The organism is Vibrio sp. 14N.309.X.WAT.E.F5, from assembly GCF_030397615.1.
In the GTDB taxonomy this organism is placed as follows: domain Bacteria; phylum Pseudomonadota; class Gammaproteobacteria; order Enterobacterales; family Vibrionaceae; genus Vibrio; species Vibrio lentus.
In genome coordinates this window covers 1-14,623 of the sequence record NZ_JAPNXR010000002.1, presented here as the reverse complement: position 1 = coordinate 14,623, position 14,623 = coordinate 1, and the positions used below count along the sequence as shown (strand labels likewise).

Here is a 14,623-nt window from a genome sequence, read left to right as displayed (position 1 = left end):
TCAAATTTTTTTTACTTCTTTATACATAAAAAGAAAAATATGAAAAAAGTTGTATAAAAACTTGGTTTTTCAAAATGGTGTCCTTTAATGCCTCTAAATACGATCAGTTAGCTAGTAGCAACGGAGGCTGTAATGGCAGGCGAAAATAACCAAAACAACCAAAATGAAGATCTCAATGACGCGGTAGAACAGACGGACACGAACGACGCGGGTACGCCCTCCCAACAGCAGAATCAACAAAATCAACAGAACACGATTGCGTCGACGGTAGCGACGGGTGCTGAAAATACCGACGCGGTAGACGAAGTGAACCAAGCGTTGGAAGACAATCCAAGTGGTGCTGGTAATACAGAAGAAGCTTCGGCTTCTGGCGGAGCGGTACAAGAAGACTCTCCAGAAAGCAGTGAAGGTTCAGACGCTGAACAATCGAATGTAGTCGACAGTGTTGCTTCTGGTAGCGGAGAAGGTGCTGGCGGTGGTGCCAGTAATTCTGGCGCGGGCGCTCAAGCTGTCGGTGGCGAAAATGCTGCGGGTTCGGGCGGTTCTTCAAACGCTGAGGGTAATAACGAACAAGGTGAAGCAGCGAGAACTGCTGCTGCATCGAATTCTTCGTCTTCTGAATCGGATAACCAACAAGTGGACGATGATTTAGATTCACAGACGGTAGAAGAGACATTCGCCGTTGATGTTCAAGCTTCTGACGAAGAGACCATCAGTGAAGTAGAAGATGACTTTGATTCTGAGACAACAAGTGAAACGTTCAAAATCAAAGTGGAAAGTGAAAATGATGCTCCGGAGGCTGAACAAGATCTGGCTTACATCATGGATGAAGATGGCTCCATAACATTTACTCAAGAACAATTACTCGAATACGCAAGTGATGTTGATGGTGATGAGCTTGTTGCTTCAAACGTTCAAGTCGGCGCAGATGCAACGGTTCAAGATAATGGTGACGGTACATTCACAGTTGTACCTTCCGCCGACTTTAATGGCGAGCTAGACCTTACTTTTGATATTAGTGACGGCCAAGAAACCATAAGTAGTGCAATTGATTTAACGGTTCGTCCTATTAATGACGCACCTGTACCAGAAGATAAAACATTTGAAATAGAAGAAGACGGCACACTTGTTTTCACGGATGCAGACCTCCTAATGGGTGCAACCGATATTGAAGGTGACAACCTTACAGTTGAAGGTGTGACCTACGATGGCGGCGACGGTATTCTTACCGACAACGGTAATGGCACGCACACCTTTGCGCCAAATGAAAACTTCAATGGCGACGTAAACTTCAGCTTCGATGTATCAGACGGTACCGATACGGTAGCGGCAAACATCGATGTAAGCGTCACAGCGGTTGATGATGCACCAGTATCAGGCGACCTTGCTTACTCAGTCGATGAAGACGGTTCGATTCGTCTAAGCCAAGAGCAACTGTTGTCTCAAGCATCTGATGTTGAAGGTGATGACCTAACAGCAAGCAGCCTAACGGTTGATGGTGATGCTACAGTCACTCAAAACGATGACGGCAGCTTTACCATTACACCAGATGCGAACTTCAATGGTGATATTGATATCAGCTTCGATATCTCAGATGGCACTAACACGGTTCAAGCCTCTGCCGATTTAACCGTTAACCCAATCAATGACCTGCCAGTTCCTCAAGATCAGCAATTCAGTGTTGAAGAAGACGGAACGCTCATCTTCACTGATGCTGATCTACTCACAGGTGCGACAGACATTGAAGGTGATAACCTTACGGTTGAAGGCGTTACCTACGATGGTGGCGACGGCATTCTTACTGATAACGGTAATGGCACATATACCTTTGCTCCGAATGAAAATTTCAATGGTGACGTAAACTTCAACTTCGATGTATCAGACGGTACTGATACGGTAGCGGCAAACATCGATGTAAGCGTAACAGCGGTTGATGATGCACCAGTATCTGGCGACCTTGCTTACTCAGTCGATGAAGACGGTTCGATTCGTTTAAGCCAAGAGCAATTACTGTCTCAAGCATCAGATGTAGAAGGCGATGACCTAACTGCTAGTGGCCTAACGGTTGGTGGCGATGCGACAGTTACTCAAAACGACGATGGCAGCTTTACCATCACGCCAGATGAGAACTTCAATGGCGACATCGATATCAGCTTTGATATCTCAGATGGCACTAACACGGTTCAAGCTTCTGCCGATTTAACCGTTAACCCAATCAATGATCTGCCAGTTCCTCAAGATCAACAGTTCAGCATTGAAGAAGACGGAACACTTATCTTCACTGACGCTGACCTATTAACAGGCGCGACAGACATTGAAGGTGACAACCTGACTGTAGAGGGCGTTACCTACGATGGCGGCGACGGTATTCTTACCGACAACGGTAATGGCACGTACACCTTTGCGCCAAACGAGAACTTCAATGGTGACGTCAACTTCAGCTTCGATGTATCAGACGGTACAGACACGGTTGCTGCAAACATCGATGTAAGCGTAACAGCAGTCGATGATGCACCAGTATCAGGCGACCTTGCATACTCAGTCGATGAAGACGGGTCGATTCGTTTAAGCCAAGAGCAACTGCTTTCTCAAGCATCAGATGTAGAAGGCGATGACCTAACTGCTAGTGGCCTAACGGTTGGTGGCGATGCCACAGTTACTCAAAACGACGATGGCAGCTTTACCATCACGCCAGATGAGAACTTCAATGGCGACATCGATATCAGCTTTGATATCTCAGATGGCACTAACACAGTTCAAGCTTCTGCTGACTTAACTGTTAATCCAATCAATGACTTGCCAGTTCCTCAAGATCAACAGTTCAGTGTTGAAGAAGACGGTACACTTATCTTCACTGATGCCGACTTGTTAACCGGTGCGACGGACATTGAAGGCGATAACCTAACCGTTGAAGGCGTTACCTACGATGGTGGCGACGGTATCCTTACTGATAACGGTAACGGCACATATACCTTTGCTCCGAATGAAAACTTCAATGGTGATGTAAACTTCGGCTTCGATGTATCTGACGGTACAGACACGGTAGCGGCAAACATCGATGTAAGCGTGACAGCGGTTGATGATGCACCAGTATCAGGCGACCTAGCGTACTCAGTCGATGAAGATGGTTCGATTCGTCTAAGCCAAGAGCAATTACTGTCTCAAGCATCTGATGTAGAAGGCGATGATTTAACTGCTAGTGGCCTAACGGTTGGTGGTGATGCGACAGTTACTCAGAACGACGATGGCAGCTTTACCATCACGCCAGATGAGAACTTTAATGGTGACATTGATATCAGCTTTGATATCTCAGATGGTACTAACACGGTTCAAGCTTCTGCCGATTTAACCGTTAACCCAATCAATGATCTGCCAGTTCCTCAAGATCAACAGTTCAGCATTGAAGAAGACGGTACGCTGCAGTTTACTGATGCAGATCTGCTAACCGGTGCAACCGATATTGAGGGTGATGATCTCACGGTTGAAGGCATCAGTTATGAAGGGACTGATGGGGTACTGACAGATCATGGTGACGGCTCATACAGCTTTGCGCCAAATGAAAACTTCAATGGCGACGTGAACTTTAGCTTCGATGTTTCAGACGGCACCGATACGGTGTCTGCAAACATTGATGTTAGCGTGACTCCAGAGAACGATCCCCCAGTTGCTAGCTCTACGTCTTACACTGTTAATGAAGACAATTCGATTACCATTTCTGATGCACAACTATTGGCAACATCTTCAGATATTGAAGGTGATGTATCGATAGACAGCGTGACTTACTCGGGTAGTGACGGTGTCCTTGAAATCAACGGTAACGGTACTTATACCTTCTCACCAAACGAGAACTTCAACGGCGAAATTGCTCTAGATGTCGTGGTTGCCGATGAAGAAGGTGCAACCGATGCGACAACTGCGGGTATCACCGTACTTGAAGTGAATGATCCGCCAGTCGCAGGCCCAACGTCTTACACCATTGATGAAGACTCAGTACTGACCTTCAGTGAGTCACAAGTGCTACTGAATGCTTCTGATGTAGAAGGGGATGTTGAGCTTGTTGGTATTAACTACAACGGCCCTGACGGTATCTTCTCGGTAAATGGTGATGGCACTTGCAGCTTCGCTCCGAATGAAAACTTTAATGGCCAAGTTCAACTTGATGTGACCATTCGTGATGAAGACGGTGCAGAAGTTGATACCGTCATCAACGTGGATGTTCTGCCAATTAACGATGCACCAGTCTCGGGTGATTTGGCTTACAACGTTAATGAGGATGGTTCAATCACCTTGAGTCAAGAACAACTACTGTCTCAAGCATCTGATGTTGAGGGTGATGACCTAACGGCGAGCGACCTAACGGTTGATGGTAACGCAACGGTAACCGCTAATGATGATGGTAGCTTCACCATTGTTCCAGATACGAACTTTAATGGTGACGTTGATATCCAATTCAACATCACGGATGGTACTGACACGGTTCAAGCGACAGCGGACCTTACGGTTAATCCAGTTAATGATTTGCCAGTTCCTCAAGATCAACAATTCAGCATTGAAGAAGACGGTACGCTGCAATTTACAGATGCCGACCTACTTACCGGTGCCACCGATATTGATGGCGATGACTTAACCGTTGAAGGTATTAGCTATACAGGTGGTGATGGCGTACTGACCGACCACGGTGATGGTACTTATACCTTTGCGCCAAATGAAAACTTCAATGGCGATGTGAACTTCAGTTTCGATGTGTCTGATGGTACAGAAACGGTCAGCGCTAACATTGATGTCAGTGTGACTCCTGAGAACGATCCGCCAGTTGCGGGTTCAACCTCGTACATGGTCAACGAAGACAATGCCATCACAATTTCTGATGAGCAGTTGCTAGCAAACTCTTCTGACGTTGAAGGTGCAGTGTCGATTGACAGCGTAACTTACAGCGGCACAGATGGTGTGTTCCAAGATAATGGTGACGGCAGTTACACCTTCCTTCCTAATGAAAACTTCAGTGGCGATATCAGCCTTGACGTTATTGTTGCCGATGAAGACGGTTCGATTGATGAAACCACTGCGGGCATTACCGTACTAGAAGTGAATGATCCACCGGTTGCGGGTCCAACGTCATACACCATTGATGAAGATTCGGTACTGACGTTCAGTGAATCTCAGATTCTTGTGAATGCTTCGGATGTCGAAGGTGATGTAGAGCTTGTTGGCATTAACTACGATGGCTCGGACGGTATCTTCACTGTAAATGGTGATGGTACATGCAGCTTTGCACCCAACGAAAACTTCAATGGTCAGGTTCAACTGGGTGTGACCATTCAAGATGCAGATGGCGCGACGGTAGAGACACAGATTAATGTTGATGTACTGCCAATTAACGATCCACCAGTATCGGGCGATTTGGCTTACACCATCAACGAAGACAGCTCAATCACACTAAGCCAAGATCAGTTATTGGCTCGAGCTGGTGATATTGATAGCGAGAACCTCGAAGCTATTAACCTTTCGACCGATGAAAACGCGACCATCCAACACAATGATGATGGCAGCTACACCATTACACCTAACGCAGACTACAACGGCGACCTAGATCTGAACTTCGATATCATCGATAACGATGGTGGTTCAGTTCAAGTTGGCCTAGACGTTACTGTGAATCCGGTTAATGACTTGCCACAAGCGGAAGATCAACAGTTCACGATTGAAGAAGACGGTACGTTACTCTTTACCGATGCTGACCTACTTGCAGGCGCGTCAGATATTGATGGTGATGAGCTATCGATTGAAAATGTGCTTTACACGGGGGCTGATGGTGTTCTTAGTGATAATGGTGACGGCACTTACAGCTTTGCACCAAACGAGAACTTCAATGGTGATGTTCAATTCTCATTTGATGTTTCTGATGGCACGGGTTCAACAGCCGCCCATATTGATGTCAGTGTAACGCCGGAGAACGACCCTCCTGTAGCGGGCTCGACAGCTTATACAGTTCAGGAAGATGGCCAAATCACGATCAGTGATGAACAGTTATTAGCGAACTCTTCAGATGTAGAGGGTGATGTTGCTCTATCGAGCGTTACTTACGCTGGTGACGATGGTTCGTTCGTTGATAACGGTAATGGAACCTACACCTTCACGCCAAATGAAAACTTCGACGGAGACATCTCACTAAACGTTGTTGTCGTTGATGAAGACGGTGCAACGGCTACAACGACAGCAGGCATTGATGTTATCGCTGTGAATGACGGGCCTGAAACGTCAGGTATTCAGGCTGAAGTCGACGAAGATAATTCAATCACTATTACTCAAGAGCAGTTGCTTGCGAATGCGACCGATGTTGAAGGTGATGAGTTAACGGCATCTAATCTTCAAACCAACGACCCTGACGCGACGATTGTTGCGAATGACGATGGTTCATTCACTATCACGCACACAGAGAACTTCAATGGCGAGTTGGACTTCACATACAGCATCAGTGATGGTGACAGTGAAGTTCTGACTACACTCGACCTAACGGTTAATCCAGTTAATGATGCGCCGGAAGCCGGCGAAGAGATCTTCATTCAAGCGCAAGAAGATCAAACGGTTGGTGTGACGCTTCGTGAAGAGCCAGCATTGCGTTTAGACCAAGCTCCAGAAAATGGCATCATTGAAGCGAATGTCAATGACGAATGGGTGGTACTGGAAGTAGGACAAGAAGTTCCTGCAGATACCGAGGTACGCTTTGTACCAAGTGATGAAGCATTGGCAGAAGGTACGCATACCACACAAATTGGTACCTTCGACGATAACGCTAGCGTAGACGATTGGGGTACAGAAGTTGACCCTTACACTCGTGAGTTCTCGGATGGCGACTTAACGGTTACGGTTCAAAGTAACGATGATCCTCTTGGTGCATGGAATGGGAATACGCACATTGGTCATGGTATCGGTGATACTGACCGTCAAGGCTTGAGTGGTGATGAAAAACTGACTATCTCGGTTGAAGGTCAAGACATCAATGAAATCAGCTTCCACCTAGATGGTTTGGGCGGTTGGTTCATGGAAGAGTCGCGCCACTTTACTGAAGTCGAAATTCGCGCCTTCAATGAAGACGGTGACATGATTGACTCGATGACTTACCACAAAGAAGACCGTGGTACTTTCGAGACAGACTACACGCTAACCGTTGACCAACCTGTGTCTTACTTTGAACTGGGTACAGTGCAAGGTAATGGTACTTACGTTGTACAAAACATGACAGTGTCACAAACGTGTCATGATGAAGCTGTGTTCACATCGATTGGTGTAGACGGGTCAGAAATTACCGAAACGGTTGAGTTGAACATCCACGCGGGTGACAACGAAATTGAGCTAACCGCTGATCTTCCTAATATCACAATCGATACTGAAGGTTCTGCTCAATTTGCTTCTGTTGTGATTACAGAAGAACAGTTACTGGCTCAAGCATCAGACATTGATGGCGATGATCTTGATATTCAAAATCTAGAGCTGGTGGGTGAAAACTCAGAGCATGCAACACTGACTGACAACGGTGATGGTACTTGGACGGTGACACCCGATGAAAACTTCTACGGTGAAATTGAGCTGGGTTACCAAGTTTCTGATGGTGAACTGACTGATGACAACATCATTAACATCAACTTTGAGTCGGTGAATGATGCGCCAATCGTTTCTGGTCCAATGGTTTTATCGACAGACGAAGACCAAGGTATTACGTTCAGTGCTGATGATTTACTGGCGAACACTACAGATGTAGAGGGTGATGCGCTGTCTATCTCTGACATCACTTACGGCGGTGATGACGGTGATTTAATCGACAATGGTGATGGTACATTTACCTTCATGCCGAATGAAAACTTCAATGGTGAAATCGACATTGATTACAAGGTATTCGATGGCACCGATGAAGTTGCAACCCATCTAGATCTGACCGTTGTACCTGTTAATGATGTGCCGGTTCCGGGCGAGCCATTGCACACCCAAATGCTTGAAAACGGCTCTATGATCATTGAAGCGAAAGACCTATTGTCTGGCGCGACCGATGTTGATGGCGATATCCTGCATGTTGAGAATCTACTGCTTGTTGACCAATCACAAGGTACATTAACAGACAATGGAGACAATACTTTCACATTCGAACCTGCAGAGGACTTCTACGGTGAAGTGAATCTGACTTTTGATATCAGTGACGGTCAAGCAAGCGCACCAAGTACTGCAAGAGTAGACGTTGAAGTTGTCAACGAAGGCCCTGAAGTTAGCGGTCCAATTGAAGCCGCTGTTGATGAAGATGGTTCAATCACTATTACTCAAGAGGATCTGTTAGCGAATGCAACGGATGTCGATGGCGATAACCTTGAAGCGGTTAACTTTACGACCAACGATCCAAATGCGGTTGTTGTAGAAAACCCAGATGGTAGCTTCACGATTACACCAAGTGCTGATTTCTTTGGTGAGATTGAATTTACTTACGATGTCACTGACGCGATCGAAACTGTTGCAGCTGACCTTAACCTAACCGTAAACCCAATCAATGATGCACCAGACGTTCCAGACATGTCTTTCACAACGGAAGATGGTCAAGCCATTACCATTACAGAAGCTGAACTATTAGCACAAGCGACAGATGTTGAAGGTGATGAGCTTTCCGTACTGAACGTGACAAGTGCGAGTGATACGGTAGACGTGACAGACAATGGTGATGGCACATACACATTAACGCCAGAGCAGGGCTTCTTCGGCAATGTTGACTTAACGTTTGATGTGAGTGATGGCACCGACGTGGTGGCTGCAAACATCGACCTAAAAGTTGAGTTCGTTAATGATGCACCAGAAGCAACGCCAATGGTTGCGGATGTCGACGAAGACGGTTCAATTCTCGTAACACAAGCGATGTTGCTGGAGAACGCGAGTGACCAAGATGGTGATGAGCTGTTTGCGAGCGCGCTAGAAACCAACGATCCGAATGCAAGTATCGTAGATAATGGCGATGGTACTTACACAGTGACACCTTCGGAAAACTTCAATGGTGATATCGCATTCACCTATGAAGTGAGTGATGGTGAACTCAGTACCGCCAATGACATGACATTGACCGTGAATCCGGTGAATGACATTCCAATTGTTGCCCCAGGCATGTACCACATCGAAGAGGATGGCAGCATCCTGTTCACTCAAGAAGATCTATTGAGCGGTGCGATTGATATTGATGGCGATGATCTTAGCGTTACCAGCATCAATTACTCTGGTGATGAAGGCACGGTAACCGATAACGGCGATGGCACGTTTAGCTTCGTTCCTGAAGAGCACTTTAGTGGTGACCTGCAGTTCAGCTTTACGGTTACCGACGGCACTGACGAGGTTGAACAAGACCTTAACGTTCATCTTGAAGCGGTCGCGGATGCGCCGGATCTTGTGATAACCGATGGCGACGGCGTTAACGTTGATGACCAAGCTATTTTGGTTGAGCCAGGCGGCATTGTTGAACTGAACATTGCAGCGGCGCTTGTCGACCAAGACTTGTCTGAAACACTTACCGTAACCGTAGATGGTGTGCCAGAAGGTTCGGTTATTCAATACGATAACGAAGGCGTTCTGAATGACCAAGAGAACGGCATCACCAGTTACAACGACACTGAAATTACAGTAACGTTTGAAGGTGAAACCGCGGGTTACCAAAACGCAGCGGGTTACTACAAAGTTGACGAAGATGGAAATATCACGGGTGTTGAAGTTGTCTATGAAAATGCATCACAAGTTGGTGGCGGTGGTGACCTTGTTCCAGGACAAGACCAGTTCAGCTTCCAAGTTGAAGAAGGTGAAAGTTTCAATCTGTTCTTGATTCCAAACGGACATCAGCACAATGACTTTGACGCGATGCAGGAAGGTCAGTACGAGTTCCGCGCAGCGGATGGATCGCCTGCAAACATGGATACGGTTGATCCTCAACTTGTATTTGTTGCTGCCGATGGAACTGAAACCGTAGTTCAAGGGCAGAATGGCGACGCGATCTTCCATGGTGGTTCAAGCTCTCAGTTAAACCAAGATGGTATCGAACATACGCGTACCACGGTTAATGAAGACGGCGAGCTCGTTTACGGCTTTGAAGATTTGTATGGCGGCGGTGATGCTGACTATTCAGACTTCAACTTCACAATCGATGTGGGTGAAGTGAACAGCCAAATCTACAGCGGTGAAGTGACGGTTGGCCCAGATGGGACGGTGAACTTACCAACAACGGCTATCGAAAATGCGCTACAGATCCAGCTACCAGAAGACTTCAATGAGCAGCTTGAAGTTCATGTAACCGCAACTGCGACAGAGTTATCGAATGATGATTCTGAAACGGTTTCCCAAACTATCTACATTAACGCGACAGGCGCACACATTGAGCATGCACCTGAAGCACTTCCTGTTGCAGCAACAGTGGAAGAAGATGGTTCTATCATCATTACGCAAGAAGACTTGTTAGCTAATGCTCGCGATCTCGATGGCGACCAACTAACAGCGCTTAACTTAGCGACTGATGACGACAGTGTAACTATCACAGATAACGGCGATGGTACTTACACATTAACGCCAGATGCTGACTTCAATGGCGATGTTAGCTTTACGTTTGATGTGTCTGATGGTGATGATGTTGTCTCTACCAATCTAGAGCTAACGGTTTCACCAGTGAACGATGGTCCAGAAGCACAAGACCAAGCATTTACAGTCAATGAAGATGGTGTATTAACCTTCACAGACCAAGACCTATTAACAGGTGCGACGGACATTGAAGGGGACGACCTAAGCGTTGAAGGTGTGACTTACACTGGCGCAGATGGTGTTCTAACCGATAATGGCGATGGTACATACAGCTTCGCGCCAAACGAAAACTTCAATGGCGATGTAAACTTCTCGTTCAATGTATCAGATGGTACCGATACGGTAACCGCTAACATTGATGTCAGCGTGACGCCAGAGAATGATCCACCTGTAGCGGGTAGCACGTCTTACACGGTTCATGAAGATAACTCCATCACGATCAGTAACGAACAATTGCTAGCGAACTCTTCAGATATTGAAGGGGAAGTGGCGATTGATAGCGTGACTTACAGTGGTAGTGATGGTGTGCTTGAAATCAACGGTAACGGCACATACACCTTCTCTCCAAACGAAAACTTTAATGGCGAAGTTAGCCTAGATGTGGTTGTTGTGGATGAAGACGATGCTGCCGTATCGACGACTGCGGGCATTACGGTTCTAGAAGTGAACGATCCGCCAGTTGCTGGCCCAACGTCTTACACTATCGATGAAGACTCGGTACTGACCTTTAATGAGTCTCAAGTTCTGCTGAACGCCTCTGATATTGAAGGTGACGTACAACTTGTTGAGATCAACTACGACGGCCCAGACGGAATCTTCTCAATCAATGGTGACGGCACATGTAGCTTTGCACCGAATGAAAACTTCAACGGCCAAGTGCAGTTGGATGTGACCATTCAAGATGAAGACGGCGCTCAAGTTGATACTCATATTACGGTTGATGTCCTACCAATCAATGACGTACCAGTATCAGGAGACTTGGCATACAGCGTAGAGGAAGACGGTTCGATTACCTTGAGCCAAGAGCAACTTCTTTCTCAAGCTAGCGATGTAGACGGAGACGACCTTACTGCTTCTAACTTAGTGGTTGATGGAGACGCGACAGTTGTTGTTAACGATGATGGTAGCTTTACCATTACGCCAGATGCGAACTTCAATGGCGACATTGATCTAACGTTCGACATTAGCGACGGTACCGATACGCTGGTTGCGACGGCTGACCTCACCGTTAATCCAGTTAATGACCTTCCACAACCACAAGATCAAACGTTCAGCATTGGCGAAGACGGCATCTTGAACTTCACAGATGAAGACTTGCTAACAGGTGCTACCGATATCGATGGGGATGACCTATCGGTTGAAAGTGTGACTTACACAGGCGCCGACGGTGTTCTTACTGACAATGGCGACGGAAGCTACAGCTTTGCGCCAAACGAGAACTTCAATGGTGATGTGAACTTCAGTTTTGATGTGTCAGATGGCACGGATACGGTTCAAGCCAGCATTGATGTCAGCGTGACACCAGAGAACGATCCGCCTGTTGCGGGTAGCACGTCTTACACAGTTCATGAAGACAACTCAATTACCATCAGCGATGAGCAACTTCTAGCTAACTCTTCGGATATTGAAGGTGATGTTGCCGTTGATAGCGTGACTTACTCTGGCGCTGATGGTGTCTTTGAAGACAACGGTGACGGTACTTACACCTTTTCACCAAACGAAAACTTCAACGGTGAAGTTAGCCTAGATGTTGTCGTTACCGATGAAGAGGGTGCAACAGAAGCGACAACCGCGGGTATTACTGTACTTGAGGTAAATGATCCACCAATTGCGGGTTCAACCAGCTACTCAGTGAACGAAGACGAAGTTATCACCATCAGTTCAGAGCAACTGTTGGCGAATGCTTCTGATATCGAAGGTGAAGTGGCGATTGATAGCGTTAACTACACAGGCTCCGACGGCATCTTTGCTGACAATGGCGATGGAACATTCAGCTTCGCACCAAACGCAAACTTCGACGGTGATGTAAGCCTTGATGTTGTCGTTACTGATGAAGATGGCGCAACTGTAGCGACCAACGCAAGCATTGATGTTCTTCCTGTTAACGATGCTCCGGTATCGGGCGATTTGGCGTACAGCGTGGACGAAGATGGTTCAATTACCTTGAGCCAAGAGCAATTACTTGCTCAAGCGAACGATGTTGACGGCGATGACTTAACAGCGGCTAACCTAACCGTTGGTGGTGATGCGACCGTCACTGCAAACGATGACGGTAGCTTTACTGTCACACCAGATGCGAACTTCAATGGCGACATTGATTTGAACTTCGACATTACCGATGGTGATGCGACGCTTCAAGCAACGGCTGATCTTACCGTTAACCCTGTCAATGACTTGCCAACTGTCGGTGAGCCACAGTTTGTGACTCAAGAAGACACCAGCTTTACCTTCACAGAAGAGCAACTGCTGCAAAATGCAGGCGATATTGATGGCGATAACTTATCGGTTGAAAATGTGGCTTCAGATAGCGGTACTTTGGTTGATAACGGCGACGGCACTTACACATTTGCTCCGAATGAAAACTTCGATGGCAATGTGAATGTGACCTTCGATGTGAATGACGGCACAGTGATAGTACCAGCAGAAGCGACGATTGATGTTCAATCTGTGGTTGATATGCCAGAGCTGTCGATTGCATCTGACTTGGTGATTGCTTCAGACAACTTCGAGTCTGGCTCGAACGGCTGGAATACGGGTACTGAAAGCTCACAAGGCTTCGAATCAGGTGACATGCTAGGTCGTATTGGTGGCACTGGTGGCGATGAAGCAGTCAGCAAAACTTACGACATTCCAAGTGATGTGAGCGAAGTTAATATTTCGTTTAGCTTCTATGAAATTGATTCTTGGGATGGTGAGTCATTCCAAATATTTGTCGGCGGCGAAGAGCTTACCTCGTTAGATAATTCCGCGTTCCGTACCGAAGATGGCACGACAACGTTATACGATTCAGCTGGCAATGAAGTAGGTGAAGTCGTTCACGGCGTGTCGCAAGGTGAAGGCTTCAGTGGTTGGAATGACCAAGCACACCAAATCAACCTAACCGTACCAGTTGAAGATGGTCAACTTGAGTTAGGCTTCGGTTCAACCTTGAACCAAGGTGTGAGTGATGAGTCGTTTGGCATCGATAACATTGAAATCACAGTGTCTGATGCGGATTACCAAATTATTGGTACCGAAGATACGCCAGTACCACTGGATATTGATGCGGTGTTAACCGATACCGATGGTTCAGAAAATCTCGCCATCTTGATTGAAGATGTACCAGAGGGAAGTTCGCTTTCTGCAGGTACCGACAACGGCGATGGCTCGTGGTCTCTACAGCCAGAAGAACTTGCAGGACTTGAGTTTATCCCTTCAGGTGATTTCAATGGTGATGTGGTACTAACGGTCAATGCGACATCAACGGATGTTGATACAGGAACAACCGCAACGGCAACACAAGATGTGACGATTCATATCTCGCCAGCGAATGATGCGCCAGAAGTTGATGGTGATATCAGTGCCGTTACGGCCGAAGACAACAGCATCACGCTAACTCAAGAGCAGTTGCTAGAGCACGCAGTCGATATTGATGGTGATGACCTATCCGCAATCAATCTAACCACTAATGACGAAAATGCGACCGTTGAAATGAACGACGATGGCAGCTTCACCATTACTCCGAGTGAAAACTTCAACGGTAATATCGAATTTAGTTACGATGTCACTGATGGGGAAGAGATGGTTGCTGCTGGCCTAGACTTGACGGTAACACCAGTCAATGACGCGCCAGAGCCACAAGACCAAGTATTCACTATTGGTGAAGATGGGGTTCTTAACTTCACTGACGCTGACCTGTTAACAGGTGCAACGGATGTTGAAGGTGATGACCTGACAGTAGAAGGTGTGACATACACGGGTGCTGATGGTGTTCTTACTGATAATGGCGACGGAAGCTACAGCTTTGCGCCAAACGAGAACTTCAATGGTGATGTGA

1 protein-coding gene is annotated in these 14,623 nt (G+C 46.7%); it reads left to right on the top strand.

The annotated features are described in order from the left end of the window. Positions 1-132 precede the first annotated feature (132 nt). The coding region (locus tag OW495_RS02505; RefSeq protein WP_289884806.1) for a tandem-95 repeat protein at positions 133-14,623 on the top strand (14,491 nt) is incomplete at its 3' end.